Consider the following 22,084-nt stretch of genomic DNA (forward strand, 5'->3'; position numbering starts at 1 on the left):
TCGGTAGGGCTCAGCTGAGCCAGCTAGATGCATCACTTGGTATAGCAATCTCCGTGTCGCTGAAATAAGCGCTCAGATTCTCGTAGAAGGCATATTGGGTCCGATCTTCAGACGAAGTAGAGTTTAGGAAAGGGGGCCGGTTCGGCTTGCTCGCCGAAAGGAATTTATTGAATGGCGTCAAGTGTAATTGACTATGAATTCTCGTTTAAATTGACTTTCTGAGAACAATTCCTAGAATGGGGGCTTCCAAAAATAAGGAGTGTTCATATGTCTAGGTTTCTCGCGCTTTTATTCGTTTCCACAGCCATGATTTTCACGATGTCATGTGGAAGCTCTAAGAAAAAAGAAGATACATCTCAAGTAGGTGATGTGGCTGCTGATCCAAATGTTTCTTCAGAAGGGATGTCCTTTGACCCTACGGGGAGTGACAGTGGTAAAATTTCAGGTCTTAACAGCGTTAATTTTGATTACGACCAAGCTACCTTGACTACTGTGGCGCGTAAGTCTCTTTCTGCTAACGCTCAGTGGATTAAGAATAGTTCGAAAGTATCCGTTCAGATTGAGGGTCATTGTGACTCAAGGGGCTCTATCGAGTACAACTTGTCTTTGGGTGAAAGAAGAGCCAAAGCAGTTAAGAATTATTTGGTCAGCCTGGGGATTGATGCCAAGCGGATGACAATCATTAGTTATGGTAAGGAAAAATTATTGGCTATGGGAGATACTGAAGAGGATCATGCCAAGAATCGCCGGGCCAACTTTGTTCCTCTCCCAGAATAATTGAAGTCGGAGAATCCCTACAGCGGGGATAGATGATGAAGCTACTTAAGTTTATTATATTTTCTCCGCTCCTTTTTTGTGGTTGGAGTTGTGCCTCTCGGCCACCGATTTCTGAATACACGATCGCGAGGGCGGCTATGGAAGCCGCTCGTGACAAAGAAGCGGCTCGCTATGCTTCGGGACTTTGGCACAAGGCTGAAGAGTTCTACCGCAAGGGAGAAAAATCCTTCCAAGAGTCTGATTTTGTTGATGCCAAGGAGAATTTTGAAAGAGCTAGAATCTTTGCTGAAAAGGCTGAAAACGCGACTCGGTTAAGATTGTTTCAATCAGGAGATGGAGTTCCATGAGGCTTGGGAAATTTCTTGTTTCATGTTCTATGTTGCCCGTGTTCCTTTTGGGTTGTCTGAGAACTAGATCTGATCTAATGCAAGAGTCTGATCAAAAAAAAGAAATGAAAACCCAGCTTTCTACTCTGCAGCAGACTGCGGCTCGCGATGAATTGCGATTTCAGGATTACGAGACGCAGTTTCGTGTGATGAATGGCAAAATCGAGAATCTAGAACACCAGTTAAATGAGGCAAATGCCCAGCATCAGGAACTTATTAAAGCTCGTGATGTTGAGAGATTAAAAACTGAAGAGCGCTTAAAAATATATGAGGAGGCCCTGCGTTCTTTGGAAGCGCGATCTCTGCAAGTCAGTCAAGAACTGGAACAAATGAGGAGAGAGCGCGAGGTTGCATCCTCCTCTGCAGCTTCAAATCTTAAGACTGCTGAAAAGGGAAGTTACAAAATTGCTGATGAGGCCTTTACTAAGAAGGAATGGAAGACTGCAATTGTGGGTTTTCAAAAGTATCGGGAGGGAAATCCCAAGGGAAAGAACTATGCTTCAGCGACCTTTAAGATTGCTGTGTGTTTTAAGGAACTTGGAATGAACAGTGACGCCAAGCCATTTTTTGAAGAGGTTATTGAAAAATTTCCCAAGGCGAAGGAGGCCCTCCAGGCCAAGTCTCATCTCAAGTCGATCAAATAGTTCTCTGGGGTCTACGGGTGGGGGTCTGCGAGCGAGTCCCTGAATCTCTCGCCTTTCTGTTTTCTGTGTGCTAATTCATTTGTATGTTGAAAGCTCAGTTCGAGCGGGTGTTGGCTCTTGAAACTAGCTGTGATGACACATCGGTTGCAATTGTCATGCAGAATGGTTGGGTTGAGGCCGTATGCTCTGCCAATCAAGATTTGGCCCACGAGCCCTTTGGAGGGGTTGTTCCCGAGATTGCATCCCGAAATCACACTCTTAATATCCTTCCCCTCGTAGATGCAACTCTCGCGAAAGCGGGGCGAAGTTGGGCAGATATCGATGGTTTGGCGGTGACTTCGCGGCCAGGTCTTGTCGGATCTTTGTTGGTAGGACTTGTGACGGCAAAGTCTTTAGCCCTGGCTCGGGGTTTGCCTTTGGTGACAGTGAATCATTTGGAGGGACACCTCTGGGCCGGACTTTTAAGTGACTCTCAGACGCCGGCTCCAGAAGGGCTTGTCTTCCCGTTCATTGGACTGATCATTTCGGGGGGGCATACCCATTTGATCTTAGCAAAGGCCCTTGGAGAATATCACGTTCTCGGGCAAACCTTAGACGATGCAGCCGGGGAGGCATTTGATAAATTTGCAAAAATGGCAGGCTTGGGTTTTCCGGGGGGGATTCAGGTCGATCGACTTGCAAAGTCGGGGGATTCCTCCCTGTTTGCATTTCCTCGAGCAATGATAAATGAACATCACCTTAACTTTAGTTTTTCAGGATTGAAGACATCCGCACAAAATCAGTGGTTAAAGATGGATGCCGAAGACCGCAAGGCGAATATTCATTCGATCTGCGCATCTTATCAGGAAGCCATTGTTGATGTCTTATTGGCTAAACTGGAAAGAGCAGTTCGAAAAACAGGTGTTGATCGTGTTCTTATCTCAGGAGGGGTCAGCGCGAATTCCCGACTACGCCAGGCGGCTCAGGAGTGGGGAGACAAACAGAAGATTTTGGTTGTTGCACCTCCTCTCCGATATTGTACTGACAATGCGGCAATGATTGGTTATCCAGGAATACTCCGCCTTAATAGGGGTGAAAGAGCAAGTGATGAGATAGGCCCCTGTCCAAGGTCGCTCCCCGATGATTTTATCCATTCGGTTTACACATGAATCTTAAATCCTTAATATTGTCTCGCTTGGAGTTAAGTGGTGCGACTCCAAAAAGATCTCTGGGTCAGAATTTTCTTATCGATGAACAGGTTGTCGCTAAGATCATTGGCGCGGTCAAAGCGTCTCCAGGGGAGTTGATCATCGAAGTTGGCCCCGGATTGGGATCCTTGACTGAATCGCTCTGCAAAATGGATAGGCCATTGGTATTGATAGAACTTGATCGTCAATTTGCTGATTACTGGCGCGAGCGCGGTCAAAAAATGATCGAGGGAGATGCATTACAAATTGAGTGGGACTCGCTGACACTTTCGCCCAAGACAATTTTGGTGAGCAATCTGCCTTACCAAATTTCTTCTTCCTTGGTTATTGACAGGTGTTTTGGGCCGTCAGAGTTGAAAACAATGATTTTGATGTTTCAGAAAGAAGTCGCTCAACGGATCACTGCCTCTCCTCGGAAGAAAAATTATGGAATGCTTTCTGTTATGTCTCAGACATTCTGGGATATCACTTCGGTGTGCGATGCGGGGCCAAGGTGTTTTTTTCCGTCTCCTAAAATAGCCAGTCAAGTGCTGAAGTTCACTCGCAAAGATCCTTTTGGTGGTCTATCTGATGTAGCGAATAGTCAGGCCTTTTTGAATTTTGTAAAGATGGCTTTTTCTTATCGACGCAAAGTGATTTGGAAGAACTTGAATGTCGAATATCAGAAGTATGGTATGAATGTAGAGGAGGCGATTTTGCTGGGCGAAAGATTGGGGTTTGGTCGATTTGCTCGAGTGGAGGAGTTGAGTCCTTTGTAGTTTTGGAATTTGCATATCGAGATGGGAAAAGTGAAATGCAAAAAGTGAACGGAATAAAGCTTGTAGCCGACAATCGAAAGGCTCGCTTTGATTATGAAATTCTCGAAACAATGGAGGCTGGTCTTGTTCTCATGGGGAGCGAAGTGAAGTCTTTACGAGGAGGAAAATGTACCCTAAAGGACTCTTACGTTTCCTTTCAGGGAAGTGAAGCGTTTTTGCAGAACGCGCATATTCCCGTTTACAAACCCAGCAGTTATAACAATCATCCTCCTGAGAGATTGCGAAAATTGCTTATGAATAGGTCTGAGTTAGACAGAGTCGCGGCAGCGATTCAGGAGAAAGGTCTGACCTGTATTCCCCTGAAGGTTTATTTTAAGCAGGGGAAGGCAAAAGTTGAATTGGCCTTAGCCCGCGGCAAAAAGAGGCACGACAAACGGGAATCGGCTAAGACGCGCGACGCGAATCGTGAGGTTCAGCGCTCTTTGCGGAGGTCAAAGTGATTGGTTTTGGCAGAGGGTAGTCATGGGGTTGGTGCAGTTGGCTGGATTTTTCTTCAACCATCTGGCTCCATGCCATATACGCATCGCGGTTGCTGGCCTCGATGTTGAACTTCTTAAGGCGATCGAGATCTTTTTGTAGCATGGTACGATAGCTTGAATAGAAGTAGTTATACGCTTCTATGAGATCCTGAAATTCGTCGGTTTCCCGAACCTTGATTGGATTCAGACGCCAATTCCCTCGCGTGATTTGTTTCAGATGGTTTCGCATCACTTTCAGGGGGCCGAGTACTCTTGAAGTTAAACTAAACGCGACGAAACTAAAAAATACCACTGTTGAAAGAAAAGAACTCAGACAAAAAAGTTGAAGCCAAATCCGCTCGCGCCCCATTTGATCAATGATTTCTGGAGCACTGAGAAAGGCGAGATCATAGAAAATTCGGTAGTTTTGTTCCAGAAAGAAATAGATGGGAATTAAGTTAATGGTTGCCCCGAGAATTCCTGAGGCCAGTACGATGAGCACGTACTTCAGTTGGAACTCACGATCTATAAAAAAGCTGCCTCGCTTTTTGTAGGTTGCTGGGTGAATATGTTCCATTCCTTTACTTAGCCACATGCTCTCAATTGTATCTACCTTGAGTTACTATATGAAGACCTTTAGCAAGAGTTGTGTAACTCAATTCTTAAGTCGGTCGGAAACTTTTTCCCTCGTTACTTTGGTATGAGGACTATTTTGCCTACTCAGGCTGCGAAGGTCGCTCGCTGGTACTTAGGGGGCTTGTGCGCACGGCTTGACTGAGATATGAAAGTCATAAACTGGCCCACGAGGATGTTGGTGTGGCCCACGAGGATGTTGGTGAGGCGGACTTAGATCCCATGAGTTGGCGCATCATTTGCCTCTCCCTTCTGCTATGAAGCAGGTAGGCCAGTTTGTGAAAATCACTTTCGTTTGAGAAGCGCATCTTTCTTGAGTGATTTTTGTCTTTCCTTCTTTACCTTGCGAGCGAAGATTTTGCGAAGGTCATCGGGACCTAACAATTTATGTTCACCGTGCTTGAGGTTTCCAAGTTTCAACTGGCCAATTGAAACGCGTTGAAGTTTTTTAACGTCGAAACCAATTTTTTCAAACATTTTTCGAATTTGCCGATTTTTACCTTCAGTGATAACCACTCTCACCCAATCGTACTGAACAGAGCCTTTGCCTCGGGCACGATCAGCACTCTGCGCTCTGACTCTGCCACCGATGATAGAAACCCCTTGTACGAGTTTTCGGAGCTGCTCATCTGTTGGTTTGCCATTGAGCTTAGCTAGGTAAGCTTTGGGTATTTCATGTCGAGGATGCATGACTTTTTGGGCGAACTCGCCATCGTTCGTTAGGAGAATGAGGCCCTCTGTATCCCAATCAAGACGACCCACTGGAAATAATCTGAATGGCAGTTTGCGAAAATAATCTGCCACGGTGGCGCGGCCTTCTGGATCGCTCATGGAAGTCAGAACATGTTTGGGTTTATAAAACATCACATAAACTTTTTGATTGTCCTGGCGGAGGAGCTTGCCTTTGAGCGTGACGCGATCATTTTGAGGATCGACCTTGATTCCCAGTTCGAAAACGGTTTTTCCATTGATCTGAACATCACCCGAGTCGATCAATTCATCGGCCTTGCGTCGGCTGGCAACGCCACAGTCAGCAAGGTATTTGTTGAGGCGAACTAATTTATTGGTTGAGGCAGGAGACATGACTCGTCAGTTTCTGGTTGGGGTCCATTTTCGAAGACTTGATGACCCTCAGTTATTCGATACTCTAGGTTGGTTACCAGAAGACGCAGCAGCTTGTCATCGGGAAAAATATTTTTGAGGGCAAGCCGACCCTTTCGAAGGGCTGTATCGGCCAATCTGTAGGCTTCAGGATGTTGGGTCCCGATCAAATTGAGCGCCTTCTCGAGCATTGAGGCCAATTCTTGATAAAGCGGGTCCGACCTCAGATCGATGTAAAACCTCTCAAGCTGTTTGAGCCCGTAATAGAGTTCCGGGTAAAGGCTCATATTCTTACCGACAAAAACTTCGGCCTTTTGAAAAATATAGCCCTTGACAAGCAAACCATGGCACCCATCATCATCGATTTGAAATTTTGACCAGGCGGTGTGGCCTGTCTGTAAAATCTGAACCAGTCCCGGAATAAGTTCCAACTGAGATGAATACTGAAGCTGGGTCAGTGGTGCCAGTGGTTTTAACTGGTGGCCCGCAACTTTCATTTGATTTGTAAATACGCGAACAAGAAAGCCTTGATTGGGTGTGGCCTGTATCGTGAGGATTTGGTGGTTGTTGAGTGGCAATATCTTAAATTTTCCATGAGCTTTCGAGGTTTCCATGTGGGCCTCAATTGCCGAGAGCAAATCGCTGGTATGACTCAGCTCAATGGTCTGTAGCTGATGGGCATGTCGAATATCTTTCGGATCGAAATTCAGTGTATGTGAGCGAGAAAAAAGAAGAAGATCTTGGGCGACGGTTTCTCCCAACAATTGGGAGTTCGTTTGCCAGTGGGAGATCAACAAGGCATGGTCGTAGAAGCGATCTATCATATCTGCCTGAAGCTCGGCGTTTAGATCGAGAAAATTTTTGACCCAATGGTAAAAGCTAAGACGCGCCGAATGTGTCTGGGGATTTAGTTTCAAAAGAAATTGAGCTAATTGAGTGACAGATACCATAACCCAACGATAAATTTGTGACCTTGTTGGAGTCCAGTAAAAAGTGCGATACTAACGGGGAGAGAGGGCATGTCAAGAGAGTTAAAACGTGATCTTTTTGACGATTTACAACCTCCAGCCAGGACGGAATCCTCATTTCTTAATGTGAACCTTCAAGGATCTGTGGAGACAAACTCAGCTCTGCAGGAGGACTGGCACGTCTTGCTAGCCCAGTTTGACCTCTTTAAACGTCGTTTCAAGGAGTTGGAAAGTCGCCAGGAGAACACACAAAACCGAATGAGCGAGTGGATGGAGTCCACCAAAAATCGTTTTGACCGGTTCAATAGCGCGGGTTCTCGAATGGAGCAATTTCTTAAACAGACAATCCATGAGATCAATGAGAAATTTGCACAGCTCAACAGTCGCGTGACGGAGCGGCGTCTTCAGGAATCAAAAATTCAAGAAATGATGGATCGGCACAATCAGGTTTTGCAGACCTACGACGTGCGAATGGGGCAAATTCAGAAAATTGTTCATGAACAAGAACTTCAGTTGATGGGTGCGAAGGCCTCTTTAGAGGAGGCGCGTCGCGAAATTGCCCGTTTGAAAAAAATTTAATCGAGATTCAAGCGTTTCAGAAATGCGTTCGCATCTTCGAAACCTGTCAGAGTAAGATCCGCTCTCCATTCTTTCCCATCATAGATCACGATAGTAGGCAGTCCCAGTATGTTAAACTTTTGTCTGAGGCTCTCAAACTCTTCGCTTGTGTGAGTTGCATCAAATCTGAGAGGCAGGAAATTTTTTATTTTTTGAATGACCCTGGGATCCGAAAATGTTCGAGTTTCAAGCTCTTTGCAAGCGACACACCAGTCTGCATAAAAATCAATGATGACGGGTTGGTTCTTTGCGATGGCATTATCCAAGAGGACCGAGGAAAAGGGCTGCCACCCATGAAGAAGTTCCGATTTTTCGTTGGGTAGATTCACATTTGAATCTCTTTTGAAAGGCTCAGGGACGAAGGCTTTCGCTACAAATAGAACACCAACAAGGAACCCGGTCAGCATGAACCCTTTGGTCAGACTTCTGATTGGGCTGCTCTTCTGAAGAGGGCTAAAAGCGCCATGGATACTCGAGACTAAAATCAAAACCAGTCCTATGAGTCCATCAAATAACTGCGGGTGAGTTATTGGCCGTAAATAGAACAGAGCCAAGGCCATCATTGTGGTTCCAAAGGCAAATTTCGTTATATTCATCCAAGGTCCTGCTTTAGGAAGTTTGTGGATGAATTCGGTGGAGAGACCCAAAGCAAGAAACAGTTGGCCCATGCCCACAGCGAATGTAAACAGCAATGAAAAACCCATAAAAGGGTCTTTCGTTTGAGCGACGAAGGCGAGAATGGCGACAAGAACAGGCCCAACGCAGGGGCCCGCAATGACGCCAGCCAGCAGTCCAGATAAAAAAGCACCGACCCAACGGCTTTTGCTTTGATAGGTTCCCAGACGACGTCGAATAAAAAGGGGAGCTTGGATTTCAATAAGCCCGAAGGATCCTAAGGCCATGAGAGTAAAAATAAATGCAAAGCCAATCGCGACACTTGGGTGCCCAAGAATAGATCCAAAGATGGATCCCGTCAGGGCGGCTCCCACGCCTAGAAGGGAATATGAGAGAGCAATTCCGCCCACATAGACGAGGCTAACTCCGAAGTTTTGTAATCGACTCCTTTTTGTCCCCACAGAACCGATGACCGCGAGGGTAATCGGAATCATCGGAAAAACGCAAGGAGTAAAACTGGTCAATAGACCTGCCAAAAAGACCGTTAAAAAAATGAAAAGCCACCCCTTATCATGGGCTTGAGAAAATAAATTACCCTCCGAGTGGGCGCCTTGTGGTGATGGCTCCACTTTGCTTTCAACAACCTCAAATTCGAGGGGAACCACTAATTTTTTTGGAAGAAGACAAAAAGTGGGCGCACAAGCCTGATAAGTGAGTTCCAGCTTTGCCTTGATGGGTCCCAATGAGAATCCTTCTGGGACACCTAAAACACACTTCAATTGAGCACTAGCCCTCACCCCTTTCTTAATTTTTTTGGTCACGAAATCAGTAAAGTCCACAATAGGTAAAATTTCAAATTGGCTGAGTTGCAGGCCTTCAGGTTCAAGCAGGCTTAACTGAAATTGATCCACGTAGGCATGAAAATCGGGTGCCAATTCCAAGTCGATTTTCAGAGGACTATTGCTGCCCTGTGGGACGGAGTTTACGAGGAGCGAAGCTTGTGCCTTTAAGGGGTTATTGTTGATTGATCTTGAAGGGCTTTGGCCAAGACCTGTCAGGGAAGCAACCACAAACAGAAAACTAAGGGTCGTCCGGAAATAAAAAAAAGCGCAATTTAAGGCCAACAACTTCTTTTTCATGAATCTCACATAGGCTGTTACGTCTATTTGGGAGAAGAAGTTAACATCTCAAATTGGATTTATAAATTGTTTTCTCGTTGAAAGGCTAGGTTTAGGGTTTCTTGACCAAGAGGAATTCAAGAATAGGTCGAGAAAAGCTTACACTTCTGCCAAAGGTCGTGATTCTGAGAGGAATTTGAACACCTCTTCATTTCCATTGTCTATTTTCCGAATAATTGCTCGGAGGAGATAGCATGGGTTTTGTTGGAGCCATTATCGTGATCGTCTGTGTATTTGGCGGCTATCTAGCTGCTGGTGGGCATTTGCATGTCATTTGGCAACCTTTCGAAGTATTGATCATCGGAGGAGCTGCGCTGGGCGGGTTTATTACCGCCAATCCAATTGGTACGATCAAGATGGCGATATCTAAAGCCATGCACGCGATGGTTGGAAAGGGTCCTTCAAAAAAGGATTATCTTGAACTCCTCCAGATGTTGTTTCAGCTATTTCAGATATTTCGGAAGGATGGTCCGCAGGCAGTCGAAAAACATATTGAAGAACCTGAGGCCAGTGAGATTTTTAAAGCCTACCCGACCTTCTTGAAGAATCATCATGCAATTGACTTTTTATGTGACACAATGAAAATCACCCTTTCGGCGGATCTGACTCAATACGATGTCGATGATCTTCTTGATCAAGATATAAAGGTTGCCCACGCTGAAGAACATGCTGCATCTCATGCTGTCCAGTCTGTGGCAGACGCTCTTCCTGGGCTTGGAATTGTGGCCGCGGTTTTGGGAATCGTGCACACGATGGATTATCTGGATCAAGGTGTTCAAACAATCGGAAGTTTGGTCGCCGCAGCTCTTGTTGGAACCTTCCTTGGGGTTTTGATGTGCTATGGATTTATTGGTCCAATCTCAACCAAGATGAATAATGATATAGAAGTAGAGGGTCGCTATTTATCTGTGATCAAGGCCGCTCTCGTTGCACTTCAAAGAGGTGCACCTCCTCTTGTGTGCGTTGAATTTGCTCGGCGCAATATTTTTCCAGCGGATCGCCCCTCATTTGATGAAATGGATACTGCAACAAAAGAAGCGAAGAAAGCCGCCTAGGAAGGTTGAGGAGACATCGTGGCCGAGAAACAGCCAATCATTGTGGTGAAAAAAATCACGATTCAAGCGGCGGGCGCTCACGGTGGCTCCTGGAAGGTCGCCTTTGCTGATTTCATGACGGCCCTGATGTCATTCTTTTTAGTGATGTGGCTTGTAAGTCAGTCTGAACCGGTCAAGAAGAACATTTCTGACTATTTCTCCACTCCCAGTGTGATAGAATATAACTTCTCGAATTATGGTGTGGAACTTACTCTCGAAAAGCTGTTTCTCGATATTATCAATGAACCGCTTAAATTCTTTCAGGCCTTCATTACTCCCACTGATTTTACACCCAACATTCTTGGAATGGGCTCGAAGAAAATCGTGCTTCATCACCTGGCCGATCAATTGGGAGATCTAGCTCAAAATGTAGAAGTTAACGAGGATGAAATTGTCTTCAACATTTCGGCCGATCAGTTGTTCGAGCATGGGACGAGCAAGCCCGCAGCCAATTATGTTGGCATCATGGAAAAGCTGAAGACCATTATTTCGGGTCTAGAGGATTCAAATGTCTACATAGACGGACTGATCTTTGATAAAACTGTGAGTGATGGAAGCCGCGCCACTGCACGCAATGTAGCTGAGGCCAGGGTCGATTTGATTTCAGGTCAAATACAATCCTCACTTGAACATCCTAGTGTCGATGTTTATGGGAAAAGCGAGGTTCGGGAGGCGAAAGGTATTCAGCCAGGGCAAAAACCGTCCAATGGTGAAATAAAATTTCGCATGAAACAAAAGGATCTCACTCAAGATGGACGAAAACCCCGTGAGCTAGATGAAGTCTTTGGAAAATCAAAGGAAGAGGGATCTGTCTACAATAACTTTGTCAAACAGTTGGTTGAGAATAAGAAGGCATCTCCTGCAAAGGAGACAAGGAAGCGGGCGCAAAAAAAATCATTGTAATAGCCATAAAAACAACCTAAACCGAAACAATGGATCTCAGTCAGTTGTGGCCTGATGCCACCTTTGTTATCTTTGATACAGAAACAACCGGAAAGTATCCTCTTGACGCCGAGCTTTGTGAACTAGCGGCTGTGAAATGGGTCAGCGGAAAGGTTGTTGATCAGTTTCAAACCTTATTGAAACCGAGCCGTCCCATTCCTCCCGAGGTGACGGCCATTCATAATATAAACGATGGCATGGTCGAAAAGGCGCCAAGAATTCGAGACAAGATTGCTGAATTTCATCGTTTTATTGGAGACGGGATTCCAGTTGCCCACCATGTTCCTTTTGATTTGGGCTTTCTTGCCATCGAATTTGAAAGGGCGAGGCTCCCTCTGCCCACCGCCCCTGTCTTGTGTACGAGTTTGCTTTCAAGGGCTGTCATCACTGAATCCCCAAATCATCGAATGGCAACATTAGTGCAGGTTTTAGGTTTAGATGGTGGCCAGGCTCACCGAGCACTTGATGACACAAAGGCTTGCTTGGGTTTGTTCTCAAAAATTTTGGAGAGGATGGGTTCGAATTGCACAATAGCCGAATTGATCAGGAAACAAGGGGTAGATTTGCAGTGGAGAGACTATTCCTTGCAAAATCTGCGGGCAAATCGTGTCGTCGCAGAAATTCTCACGGCAATTGAAGAAAAGCGCGCGGTAGAAATCGTGTATTCCGGAGGATCTCGGCCTGGACAGGCACGAACTATTTTGCCCTTGGGACTTGTAAGAAATCATCAAGGTGATTTTTTGGTGGCCCGAGAAGAGTCCGAGGGAGTTCAAAAAACCCTTGATGATGTTCCAAAGCGCTATTTTTTGAGCAGAATTACTGCGGCAAGATCTTAGTTAATAGTCTGAGTGTCAGCTTGGCGTTGAAACTCAGGAGTTGGCTGTTTCTTTCCTAGATGGAAGGTTTGGGATGTCAATGCTCTCCTTGATTTCATTTTCGCTGGATGGAGAAGCGGGGTCATCTATCAGCTTGCCGAGAACAGAAGTGTCCTCAGGTTCAGTGATGGTGATTGGTTTTTCAGAGGGACGAAGAATTCCCTCGCGAATAAACGTCTCTCTAATCTTGCCAGCGAGTTCTTCGAGATGAAGGAATTCATCGCCCTGACGGAGCTTGAGAATCCGATCTTTCCCCTGCAAGACGTCATCGACGAATCGTTCGAAAGCATAAAGGGGGCCTGCCGTTCTGTGAGAAAGAATCCGCCCAATCAGAAAAAGCATCAACATAAATCCCAAATTGATTGACGAGTAGGTCAACAAGAAAGGAGTGAGAAATTTCTGTTCGGCCATCAAGGGCGGGCCAATGACAATATCGTCAATAGTCACTTTGAGAAAGGTATACGAAAAAACCCCTGAGATGATGCCGAATCCAAAACCAACAAAAACCAATACGAAGCAATATTTCCACTGAAAAATTGGATTTATCCAGACCTTTTTTCTTTCATTTTCGTTTGGCCATATTTGATTGCCCTCCCTTATCAGAGATCCGACAATCATAAAATATCCCACCCACTGAATAGCATCTGAAAAATTGAAGGCAGGAGTCGTCCACTGCATGTTTCCAAATAAAATCCAGTCAACAACTGAGCCCCAGATAATTCTGTCGGTTACGTTTCCGAGTATTCCACCAAGAAGAATCGACATTCCGGCTCGCAATACAAAAGATCGACGCGGAAGCAAATATTGAATAGTTGCGTAAGTAAAAATAAGAAAGGCGCCTCCCGTACTCAGTGATACGATCCGCAAGAGTGCTGGAAGGTTTGAGAACACTCCAAGTATAGCCCCAGGATTGCGGTGCAAGACGAATCCGATGGGCCCATAGAATTGGAGTTGAGTTACATATTCAACCGCAAGCGATTTGGTCACTCGATCGATGAACCAAACCACAAAAACCAAGCCGATCACAATCATCCAATCACGTTTATTCATAGGAATAAGAATACCGATGGATGAGGAAATTTAAAAGATGATTCATCGAAACTTCTAGTTCCGGTCGTGAGTCGAGGTTGCGACAGCAGTGCAATTTCGACCGAATTTTTTTGCCTGATAGAGGGCGGTATCTGCCGCAGCAATAAGGTCTGCCGGATGAGAAAATTCCTGTCTTTTGGTTTGGGTAGCCACTCCGATGCTTACGGTCAAAACATGATTGATGCCTTTGTCTAGGGAGACGGGTGAGGAAGCGATTTGTTGTCGGAGAGAGTCAGCTCTGGAATGAGCATCAGTGGACTCAGTGTTAGGTAGAAGGAGTGCGAATTCCTCTCCTCCATATCGACTCAACGACTCATTTCCTCTTTTTGTCGCATTCATACGATCAGCAATCTCCGCAAGCATTTGGTCTCCAGCCAAATGGCCGTACCGGTCGTTGCAGGATTTGAAGTTGTCGATATCTATCATGAATAAACTGAGGGGGGAGGAAAAGTTTTTTGATTTTGAGTGGAGCCATTCTCGCTGGAGAGTTTCCTGGAAGTACCTGTGATTTGTAAGGCCAGTGACAGGATCTGTGATTGCAAGCTGACGCAAGAGATCCTTTTCCAACAAGATGCTGTGAGCAAAGAGGGCTTCTTTCATTTGAATAATGAGATAGTCGTTGTCCCAGGGCTTCAGAATTAATCGGTGGATTTCGGCACGATTGATTGAGTCAGACATTTGTTTCAGATCGATGTGTCCGCTCAATAGCGCTCGCACAGCGTTGGGCGCTTTATTTCTGGCGATTCGCAAGAAATCTCCGCCGGAAAGCCCTTTTAGGTTAAAGTCACTCAAGAGTACAGAGATGTCTCCATTTTTGTCCAGAATCCCAAGTCCTTCTTCTGCTGATTCTGCCGTCAAGACTTCAAAATCAGTTCGCAATGTCCGGGTCAAAGCCTTGAGAACATCCGGTTCATCATCGATACAGAGGATCTTTGGTTTCTTTGGCAGGTTTACAATCAAAACGATCCCACTATTTTTTACTCACCTGAATCAGTGGACTGAAGTCCCCTCCCAGATGAGGTTGGTAATTTTTGACTCGGCGATGCACAATTGACACCTGTTCATCGTACCAGAGAGGAATGATTGCGAGGTCATCATTTATGATTTTCTGGACTTTCTGATATATTGCGATTCGCTTGGTCTTGTCTGATTCCTTCAGACCCTGTTCTAAAATTCGGTCGAGATTTGGATTTGAATAACGTCCGCGATTACGACCTGGGGGCTTTTCTGAACTATGAAAGGCGAGACGATAGATGTCGGGATCGAGAGCGCCTATCCAGCGAAGCGTGGCCATCTGAAACTTGCCCTTTTGAACGTCCTCATAAAATGTTCCCCATTCGAAACTCTCAAGCTTAACTTTCAGCCCAATCAGACTCAGTTGATTAGCAATAATCTTTCCGTTGTCGACAGCACTTTGGGTGTTTGATGTTTTAAGAACAATCTCTTTTCCTGGTAGTCCCAGTTTAGCAATCAAACCCTTCGCTTTTGAGGCATCAAATGAAAAGTTCGTCAGAGATTTGTCAAAAAAGGGGTTGTTGGGAGTAAGAATGGAAGTTGCCGGTCTGGCAAACCCTTCGAGCTTGTATTTGATGATTTCCTCTCGGTTGATTCCTTGAGCGAGAGCTGCTCTTAGCGACTTTTCCTTAAGTATGGGATCTTCAAAATTAATTAAGATATAACTCATAGACAACCCAGGATATCTAAAAACTTGAAATTCATCGGGCTTGTCTGAAAAATCCTTTATTTTGTTGAGTGGAATTTCGGCTTGCGCAATATCAACAGAGCCTTTGATTGCCTTTTGATATCGTGTAAAGTCATCGCGAATAATCTTGAAAACGACTCTTTTCATTTTTGGAGGCGCAAAGTTGTGATCAAATCTGCCGCTAAGGACAATTTCATTTGCAGTTTGAGTCTCAAACTTGAAGCTTCCTGTTCCAATGAGATATTGGTTGAATTCGGCTCCGTGTTCGAGGATTTCAGCTTTTGGAAGAATTTTGATGGCCGGAAGATCTGAGGCCAAGAACTTTGCCGAAAATTCATTGAGTATGATTTTTACGAGGAGACCGCGGCCATCCTCGCTCACATCAACAGACTTGACAGATGTCAGGGCTGTACGAAAGGGGCTGATCGAACTTTGGTATTCAGAGAAGGTAAATCGAATGTCTTCGGGAGTGACCGCTCGGCCATTGCTGAACTTCAATCCTTGACGAAGGCGGAATTGGTATATTTTGTCCTGGTACTCCCAAGATTCGGCTGCATCTCCCACAACGTCGAGTTCGGGCCCAATTTTCACGAGAGAATTAAATAGGAGGCCCGCAATCCTCATTCCATTGGCATCCGTCGCAAATCGCGGATCCAGAGTTGCAGGCGCGGAGGAAAGGGCCACCACGATGGCGTCAGGATCTGCACTTAGGTCCTTGGTGCATGAGGCTCCCAGTAAACATACGACAAACAAAAATAGAGTTGACAAAATTATGCGCTGCATTCGCTTCCCATCTGACGGTCGGTTGGTATGCTAGACAAATCAACCACACGTCATTTTGAAGGGTAATATGGCGACCAATATCTGGCAACTGGGCTTGAGTGCGTATCTTCTTTGCTTCAGTTTTTTTTGGACTGTAGCGTTAGGCACTGAATTGTCCGGTCGACTCAATCGAAGTCTGAGTCAGTCAAATTTGAATAAAGATGAGTTAGCACTTGTCGTCATGCTTCATTCTGAGGGTAAAGCTGAGGAGATTTTGTCAATCAATGCGGACCAGAAATTTATTCCTGCATCTGTAACCAAGATACTCACTGCTGCGATGGCTTTGGAGAAATACCCGACGGGACACCGGTTTGTAACGGAGCTGGTGTCTTCAAAGGCAAATGAAGGTCCGCTTCTTAAAGGAGACCTCTTTTTGAAAGGGGGAGGAGACCCAGGCTTTGTGTCAGAATCAATGTGGGCATTGGTGAATGAATTTGTCCGTACCGGAATCAAAACTATTGAAGGCGACTTGGTTGTCGATGACAGTCGCTTTGATAAGGAGCGTTTTGATTCAGGTCGAGATCCTGAGAGAGTAGATCGAGCCTATGACGCTCCGATTGGGGCCATGTCGTTCAATTGGAATTCGGTTAATATCTATGTTCGACCTGGAAAAAAGGAAGGGGATAAGCCTTTTGTATATGCGGATCCCGAGAATGAATACATTCGCCTTATTAATGAAGCTCACACGAGTGGGCCTCGTTCTAAAAAAGATCTGCAAGTGAGTCGGAAACCAAATGGCACGAAAAGTGATACAATTGTTGTCTCTGGAAAAATTCCAGTGGGAGGGGATGAGGTCGTTATATATAAGGGAGTTTTGCAGCCTGAAATTTGGTCGGCATTTAATTTACGTTCCTTTTTGCTCAGCAGGGGAATATCGGTCAAGGGTCAAGTTCGAGAGGGAAAGATCCCTTCTACGGGTGTCGTTCGTTTGGCAAAAATTGAAAGCAAGCCGATCGGTGCTATTGTGACTGACATGATGAAGTTTTCAAACAACTACGTTGCTGAGATGTTAACTAAGAATCTCGCTGCTGAGTTGGTTGGAATTCCCGGCACCATGGAGAACGGGATCAAAGTGCTTTCTGACTACATGAACGAAAAGGGTTTTAAGTCTGATAGCTTTTCTCTGACCAGCCCTTCAGGCCTTTCGCGTCGCAACCGTGTTACGGCCCACCAGCTCCTTCGGATTCTCGAAGACTTACGCAAAAATTTTACCGTTTTTCCGGAATTTGTCTCTTCACTTCCTATTTTGGGAGTTGACGGAACCTTGAAGTCGAGAATGAAAGGATCAGAAGCGAAAGGTTGGGTCAGAGCTAAAACGGGAATGCTCACTGGGACCATAGGGCTTTCTGGATATGCTGGGAGAGCAGATGGAGGAGTGATCACTTTTGTTTTTTTATTTAATGGCTCTGCTAACAAGATGGATGTGGCAAAGCGTTTTTTTGATTCCCTCATCATGGAGCTATTCCTCTAGAATGGAAAATACGAGAATGAGAAATGGATTTTTTAGGCGCTACCTGTCGCTTTGGATATCATTGTCGCCAATAGCATTTGTTGGAAGCTATCACAAAGCTCTGATTGGGGGAACCCTCGATGAGGAAACTCCGGTTGTAATGAGTGATATGGAGGGGTTAAAATCTATGGCTGGAGATCGCCCCTGGACTCCTCCTAAGTACGATTTGCAGTCCGATGCTTTGGGCTATTCTCCTGACGCATTCGGAATCCCGGCAGGAATGGAGTCACGAGTTTCATTTTGGGTTGACATCTATTCTAAGTACACGACGGATCAGGGACTTCTGCACGACAGTCAATATATTAATATTGTGTATGAATCGGTTGATTTCTCGGACTTAATGTCACAACCGGATTTGAGTCTTCATCAGAAAACGCGCGCAAGAAAAAAACGTGTAGATGAAGCAAAAAAGGCGATTCGAGAGAGACTGGCTCGTTTGCAAAAGATAAAAAATTCAGAGGGGCTTGAAGGTGAGGACCTGCGATACTGGAACCTATTTGCCTCTATCGAGGGGAACGGAAAGTTTGTAGAAGCCGGGCGAGAGGGACGCCTCCGATTTCAACTAGGGCAGAAGGATAGATTTGAGCAAGGAATTCATTATTCTGGAAAATACCTAGAAGAAATGGAACAAATCTTTCGAGATGAAAAACTGCCGATAGAATTGACTCGTCTTCCATTTGTTGAAAGCAGTTTTAATATCAAGGCGAGATCGAGAGTCGGAGCCTCGGGGATCTGGCAATTTATGCGGTACACTGGTAGGCAGTATTTGAAAGTGAATGCTTTTGTTGATGAGCGAAATGATCCCCTTATCGCCACTCGCGCTGCTGCCAGATTGCTTCGCTTTAATTACAATATGTTGGAGTCGTGGCCACTCGCCGTTACGGCTTATAATCATGGACCGGCAGGAGTACGCCGGCTCTCTCAGAAGTTCAGTACGACAAATATTGTCGAATTGATCGATGTGAGAAAGGGCCGATTTGGCTTCGCTTCGGCGAACTTCTATGCCAGCTTTCTTGCTGCTCTTGTGGTAGAAAAGAATGCGAAGGCATTCTTTTCAAATCCCATTTGGATGCCGACCCTGAAGACGGAGTTGTTGAAGCTGGATCGGAGTATCTTTACTAAAAATCTAATAGAATTCTTTAGTGGGGATGAGCAAAAGGCCCAAGAGTCAAATCCACATTTGCATTCAAGTGTTTGGCGGGGCAATCGAACTCTTCGAGAAGGTACAAGTATTCGAATTCCACAAGGCATGAAAGAACTATTTGTTCAAAAATCAAAGGAATTTAAAATCCAAGCTTTGCAGAAGGGAGAGAAAACAGAACAAAAACTAGAAGCGGAATACCGTGTGGAGAGGGGAGATACTTTGAGTGAAATTGCTCGGCAGTTTAATGTGAGTGTACAGGATATTCTTGAGCTCAATGACATCGGGAATCCGCGGTTACTTCGACCCGGAGTAAAAATTAGCATTCCCGAAAAATGACACAATCAAAAAAGAATGCTCCGACGAGACTAGATGAGTCCCTCGACTTGCGCAATATAGGGGATATTGCGGAAGTACCCCTGGTAATCAAGGCCATATCCAACAACGAATTCGTCGGAAACCTCGAATCCAACATGATCAACCGGACAATCGACTTTCAGGCATCCTGGTTTGAGCAAGAGAGTGGCCGTGGTGAGGCTTCTTGGCTTTCGGGCACTGAGATTCTTTTGAAGATAAGACATAGTCAGTCCTGTATCTACAATGTCCTCGATGAGCAGAACGTGTTTGCCCTCAATTGGGGTGTTTAGGTCGAGAGTCAGTTGGACTTCACCGGAAGACCTGGAAGCGTTAAGGTAACTAGATACGCCAAAAAACTCACACACCATATCAGTATCAATCTCTCTCACCAAATCGGCGTAAAACATAAAAGATCCCTTAAGAATGCAAATGGCGACGAGGGGCTCTCCCATGAATTTTTCGCTTAGGATTTTTCCCATTTCTTTGATTTTTTTTTGGAGCCTCTCTTCGGAGATGAGCTCAGTCAATTTGAGTTGTGACGACATAGGGAACTCCCTTTTGTTTAAAGAGCCCAGATACTGCCATCATCTCCTTTGAATTTCAAGTTTCCACCGATTTCAGCCTTAAAATCTCATTTTGCCTGCAATAAGATGGCAAATTCTGATTCATTTGCTTGAAACTCTGGTGAAATCAAAATCACGAGGGGCGTCTCCCGAAAGCCTCCCAGATCCTTTTCATTGAAGGGACGATGAGGGATAAATCCAGTGAGGATCAGGATAGATCCGACACTGATTGGATACGAACCGGCGAGGTTGAGGTGCACTGTTTGTTCAGGGGAGGTTCCCTTAATAAACAGGCTTCCTTCTGTTTCTAGGACCATTTCGAGAGGTGATAAACTGGACACTTGAATTTCAAAGTTGAAGTTGAGAAGCTCGTTGGAGCCAGGTGGCGGCGTTTGGCCCAGGATCATTTGCAAACGTCCTTCTAAAAAGACGGCGTCCTTTTTGCCTGGCAAGAGGATACTTCTAGGATTTTTCTTCAAAACTTCTTCGATAGATTGACTTGTCGAATGTCTAACAGCTTGGATCTGCTGAGATTCCTGTATGATCTGAGATTCGGAAAATATTTGTGCAAGAAATTCGCGCGGAATTTCGGCAAATCGAAGGAACAGCTTAGCAGGTGGGGAGGTTTTTGGTTTTTCTATTTCTCCTCCGACAGCTTTCTCGTTTGGGAGGTCTGTGCTGTTGCCTGTGTCTTGCAAGTTTAGAAGGCTGGAACTTTCCTGGCCAACTTCTTCTCTTTGCGAGCTTGGAACTCTCTCCCAACCATTCCTATCTTCATCGAAATCCTGGTCAAAAGCCGGGTCGTCTGTATTGGTGGCGATAGTGGTTGCGGTTGTGGCGGGCTCGGGAAGAAAATGCTGCTGCTGCGCTCTGAGTAAAACCTCGGAGAAGGAGGGGAGTCCCTTTTGCTGCCAATAGATATACCCGAAAGTACTGCAGATTGTGATACCCAGAACACCCACCTGAAATGCGGTGTTTAAGAGCACTCGCCGATACCACGGCTGAGGTTTAGTCAAGAAACTCTCGATATCTAAACCACAATAGGCACAGTAACGATCTCGTGGTTGAAGAAAACCACATCGAGGGCATTCCTGCATCATTCGTCCATTAACCTCCATGTGATGATCAAGACCAATCTTTGGTCTGCAGGCCCTCTGTCCTCAGCCGCGCAGCTTGATGCTAACACGCCTGGACAGAGAGCCCAAATGGATTTGCCCCATCTTGACGCGTAACCGCTCTCTGCTAAAGTGGATGAAGGTGGTAAGAAGTGGAACATGGGTGGTATTGCCTGTTTCTGTTTTACCCTGAAGGCCCATGGATGGGCTTTCCTCTCAGTTGGCCAATATCAAGGCCAGCTTTGTCTGGAGATCTGTTCATTATGGAACATGTACCCGTCTTACTCGAAGCTGTTCTTAAAATGGCGGGAGAGCTTGGCGCTTCCCCGCGGTTTATGCTTGATGGAACTTTTGGTCGTGGTGGGCATACTCAGGCTTGCCTGAAGTTGTTTCCGTTTCTGAAGGTCTTTGCAATTGATCAAGATGCGGACGCCATTGAGTTTGGTGAAAGCCACTTTGCTGCAGAAATCAAATCTGGGAGACTCGCTTTAATGCGTTCCAATTTTGCATCTCTATTGGATTGGAAGGCAGCTGCAGAAATATTCCATGGCGGCAGCGGTTTTGATTTGATTTTGTTAGATCTCGGAGTGAGTTCGCCCCAGCTTGATCGTGGCGAGAGGGGTTTTAGTTTTTATCATGATGGTCCTCTTGATATGCGAATGGACCAACGAAGCGAGCTAACAGCCGCTGATATTATTAATAACTGGGATGCCGATGACCTGAAAGAATTGTTTCGCTCCCTTGGTGAATTGCACCGACCAGGCAGAGTCGTTGAAGCAATTATAGCTGCTCGTCGTAACCGATTATTTCGAACAACAGGTGAACTTTCTGCTTTGATTGAAAAATGTGAGGGATGGAGGAAAAAGGGGTGCCATCCAGCGACGCAATATTTTCTTGCATTGCGATTGGCTGTGAATCGCGAAATTGAAGTGGTGAGAGAGGTCATTTTGCCTATGATTGAGTGTTTGGCTGACCAGGGTCGACTTCTTGTTATCACATTTCATTCGCTTGAAGATCGAATCGTTAAATATTCATTTAAAGAGCACTTAGATAAGGGCTTCCTGGTAAATAAAAAGGTCATACAGGCAGACCGTGTCGAAGCGAAGGATAATCCAAGGGCTCGCAGTGCAAAGCTTCGAGTTTTTCAGAGGGGCCAAAGAGAAAAAAAGGAGAAGGGGTTTAAAACATGGATCGGGGACAAGCGGGTGAATTGAAGCCATTTTTGAGTATAGTTCTTATTATCTCCACCCTTTTTACGCTCGTTTTTTTAAAGATGGAAGTGCGTAGAATGGGATATTCGGTTTTTGCTGTGTCTCGGAATTACAAGGTTCTGCGAGATCGCCATCGTCTGCTCGTCATGCAATACGCTCAAATTACGCGACCAGATCGTGTCAAGAGAATCGCCATTTCAAAATACACTTTGAATGATGCAAAGGTTGGCCAAATTATTCAAATGATGGGTTCTCAGATTGCTTTGCCCCAATAAAACGG

General features: G+C 45.4%; 23 protein-coding genes. 14 read left to right on the forward strand and 9 right to left on the reverse strand.

Going from position 1 to position 22,084, the window contains the following annotated elements; translation table 11 throughout:
- Positions 1 to 267: 267 nt before the first annotated feature.
- The 6 genes from IPL83_19760 to smpB all read left to right on the forward strand — a co-directional run bounded on the left by IPL83_19760 (position 268) and on the right by smpB (position 4,252).
- Complete coding sequence (locus tag IPL83_19760) at positions 268 to 777, forward strand: OmpA family protein (GenBank protein ID MBK9041359.1); 510 nt, start codon at positions 268 to 270, stop codon at positions 775 to 777.
- Between the two features lie 35 nt (positions 778 to 812).
- Positions 813 to 1,124 carry a DUF4398 domain-containing protein gene (locus tag IPL83_19765; protein MBK9041360.1) on the forward strand — a complete coding sequence of 104 codons (312 nt, stop codon included), beginning with the start codon at positions 813 to 815 and terminating at the stop codon, positions 1,122 to 1,124.
- Positions 1,121 to 1,807, forward strand: coding sequence for a hypothetical protein (locus tag IPL83_19770; GenBank protein MBK9041361.1), 687 nt, complete (start codon positions 1,121 to 1,123; stop codon positions 1,805 to 1,807). The genes IPL83_19765 and IPL83_19770 overlap by 4 nt, the downstream gene beginning before the upstream one ends.
- An 83-nt stretch (positions 1,808 to 1,890) precedes the next feature.
- On the forward strand, positions 1,891 to 2,955 hold the full coding sequence (tsaD, locus tag IPL83_19775; GenBank protein ID MBK9041362.1) for a tRNA (adenosine(37)-N6)-threonylcarbamoyltransferase complex transferase subunit TsaD: 1,065 nt from the start codon (positions 1,891 to 1,893) through the stop codon (positions 2,953 to 2,955).
- Entirely contained in the window at positions 2,952 to 3,752 is an 801-nt protein-coding gene (gene rsmA / locus IPL83_19780; protein MBK9041363.1) for a ribosomal RNA small subunit methyltransferase A, read from the forward strand. Before tsaD ends, rsmA begins: the two co-directional genes overlap by 4 nt.
- Before the next feature lie 35 nt (positions 3,753 to 3,787).
- Positions 3,788 to 4,252, forward strand: a complete 465-nt coding sequence (gene smpB / locus IPL83_19785) for an SsrA-binding protein SmpB (GenBank protein MBK9041364.1) — start codon at positions 3,788 to 3,790, stop codon at positions 4,250 to 4,252.
- Here the strand turns inward: smpB and IPL83_19790 are convergent.
- The 3 genes from IPL83_19790 to IPL83_19800 all read right to left on the reverse strand — a co-directional run bounded on the left by IPL83_19790 (position 4,197) and on the right by IPL83_19800 (position 6,954).
- The gene (locus IPL83_19790) at positions 4,197 to 4,865 is read right to left on the reverse strand and encodes a hypothetical protein (protein ID MBK9041365.1); all 669 of its coding nucleotides are present in this window, start codon (positions 4,863 to 4,865) and stop codon (positions 4,197 to 4,199) included. The two genes, smpB and IPL83_19790, sit on opposite strands and share 56 nt — an antisense overlap.
- A gap of 323 nt (positions 4,866 to 5,188) precedes the next feature.
- Positions 5,189 to 5,986, reverse strand: a complete 798-nt coding sequence (locus IPL83_19795) for an rRNA pseudouridine synthase (protein MBK9041366.1) — start codon at positions 5,984 to 5,986, stop codon at positions 5,189 to 5,191.
- A complete protein-coding gene (locus tag IPL83_19800) occupies positions 5,959 to 6,954 on the reverse strand; it encodes a hypothetical protein (protein ID MBK9041367.1) in 996 nt (331 codons plus the stop codon). The genes IPL83_19795 and IPL83_19800 overlap by 28 nt, the downstream gene beginning before the upstream one ends.
- Before the next feature lie 69 nt (positions 6,955 to 7,023).
- Between IPL83_19800 and IPL83_19805 the strand changes: the two genes are divergently transcribed.
- Positions 7,024 to 7,551 (forward strand): hypothetical protein, encoded by a 528-nt coding sequence (locus tag IPL83_19805; protein ID MBK9041368.1) that lies wholly within the window; start codon positions 7,024 to 7,026, stop codon positions 7,549 to 7,551.
- On the opposite strand, the gene IPL83_19810 is transcribed toward IPL83_19805, so the two are convergent.
- Complete coding sequence (locus IPL83_19810) at positions 7,548 to 9,344, reverse strand: sulfite exporter TauE/SafE family protein (GenBank protein ID MBK9041369.1); 1,797 nt, start codon at positions 9,342 to 9,344, stop codon at positions 7,548 to 7,550. The two genes, IPL83_19805 and IPL83_19810, sit on opposite strands and share 4 nt — an antisense overlap.
- 233 nt (positions 9,345 to 9,577) lie before the next feature.
- Between IPL83_19810 and motA the strand changes: the two genes are divergently transcribed.
- The 3 genes from motA to IPL83_19825 are packed head-to-tail and all read left to right on the forward strand — an operon-like array spanning position 9,578 to position 12,255.
- Positions 9,578 to 10,438: a flagellar motor stator protein MotA gene (gene motA, locus IPL83_19815; protein ID MBK9041370.1), complete on the forward strand. Its 861-nt coding sequence runs from the start codon at positions 9,578 to 9,580 to the stop codon at positions 10,436 to 10,438.
- Positions 10,439 to 10,456: 18 nt separating this feature from the next.
- Positions 10,457 to 11,380 (forward strand): chemotaxis protein MotB, encoded by a 924-nt coding sequence (locus IPL83_19820; GenBank protein ID MBK9041371.1) that lies wholly within the window; start codon positions 10,457 to 10,459, stop codon positions 11,378 to 11,380.
- Between the two features lie 44 nt (positions 11,381 to 11,424).
- Positions 11,425 to 12,255 carry an exonuclease gene (locus IPL83_19825; protein MBK9041372.1) on the forward strand — a complete coding sequence of 277 codons (831 nt, stop codon included), beginning with the start codon at positions 11,425 to 11,427 and terminating at the stop codon, positions 12,253 to 12,255.
- A gap of 33 nt (positions 12,256 to 12,288) precedes the next feature.
- Here IPL83_19825 and IPL83_19830 read toward each other — a convergent pair whose 3' ends face one another.
- From IPL83_19830 to IPL83_19840, 3 genes are read right to left on the reverse strand one after another with little or no spacing between them, the layout of a single operon-like run.
- Positions 12,289 to 13,344: a signal peptidase II gene (locus tag IPL83_19830; protein MBK9041373.1), complete on the reverse strand. Its 1,056-nt coding sequence runs from the start codon at positions 13,342 to 13,344 to the stop codon at positions 12,289 to 12,291.
- A gap of 54 nt (positions 13,345 to 13,398) precedes the next feature.
- Positions 13,399 to 14,343: a diguanylate cyclase gene (locus tag IPL83_19835; GenBank protein ID MBK9041374.1), complete on the reverse strand. Its 945-nt coding sequence runs from the start codon at positions 14,341 to 14,343 to the stop codon at positions 13,399 to 13,401.
- A gap of 10 nt (positions 14,344 to 14,353) precedes the next feature.
- Complete coding sequence (locus IPL83_19840; protein MBK9041375.1) at positions 14,354 to 15,868, reverse strand: ABC transporter substrate-binding protein; 1,515 nt, start codon at positions 15,866 to 15,868, stop codon at positions 14,354 to 14,356.
- Positions 15,869 to 15,935: 67 nt separating this feature from the next.
- Here IPL83_19840 and dacB point away from each other — a divergent pair, with 67 nt between their 5' ends.
- Positions 15,936 to 17,378 carry a D-alanyl-D-alanine carboxypeptidase/D-alanyl-D-alanine-endopeptidase gene (gene dacB / locus IPL83_19845; protein ID MBK9041376.1) on the forward strand — a complete coding sequence of 481 codons (1,443 nt, stop codon included), beginning with the start codon at positions 15,936 to 15,938 and terminating at the stop codon, positions 17,376 to 17,378.
- 1 nt (position 17,379) lies between these two features.
- Complete coding sequence (locus IPL83_19850; GenBank protein ID MBK9041377.1) at positions 17,380 to 18,897, forward strand: transglycosylase SLT domain-containing protein; 1,518 nt, start codon at positions 17,380 to 17,382, stop codon at positions 18,895 to 18,897.
- 29 nt (positions 18,898 to 18,926) lie between these two features.
- On the opposite strand, the gene hpt is transcribed toward IPL83_19850, so the two are convergent.
- Together hpt and IPL83_19860 are read right to left on the reverse strand one after the other, a co-directional pair.
- Positions 18,927 to 19,460: a hypoxanthine phosphoribosyltransferase gene (gene hpt, locus IPL83_19855; GenBank protein ID MBK9041378.1), complete on the reverse strand. Its 534-nt coding sequence runs from the start codon at positions 19,458 to 19,460 to the stop codon at positions 18,927 to 18,929.
- An 86-nt stretch (positions 19,461 to 19,546) separates the two neighbouring features.
- Positions 19,547 to 20,596: a zinc ribbon domain-containing protein gene (locus IPL83_19860; GenBank protein ID MBK9041379.1), complete on the reverse strand. Its 1,050-nt coding sequence runs from the start codon at positions 20,594 to 20,596 to the stop codon at positions 19,547 to 19,549.
- A gap of 260 nt (positions 20,597 to 20,856) precedes the next feature.
- Between IPL83_19860 and rsmH the strand changes: the two genes are divergently transcribed.
- Both rsmH and IPL83_19870 read left to right on the forward strand, forming a co-directional pair.
- On the forward strand, positions 20,857 to 21,807 hold the full coding sequence (gene rsmH, locus IPL83_19865) for a 16S rRNA (cytosine(1402)-N(4))-methyltransferase RsmH (protein ID MBK9041380.1): 951 nt from the start codon (positions 20,857 to 20,859) through the stop codon (positions 21,805 to 21,807).
- Positions 21,780 to 22,079: a histidine kinase gene (locus tag IPL83_19870; GenBank protein ID MBK9041381.1), complete on the forward strand. Its 300-nt coding sequence runs from the start codon at positions 21,780 to 21,782 to the stop codon at positions 22,077 to 22,079. The genes rsmH and IPL83_19870 overlap by 28 nt, the downstream gene beginning before the upstream one ends.
- Positions 22,080 to 22,084 lie beyond the last annotated feature (5 nt).

Source organism: Bdellovibrionales bacterium, from assembly GCA_016716765.1.
Lineage (GTDB): Bacteria > Bdellovibrionota > Bdellovibrionia > Bdellovibrionales > UBA1609 > JADJVA01.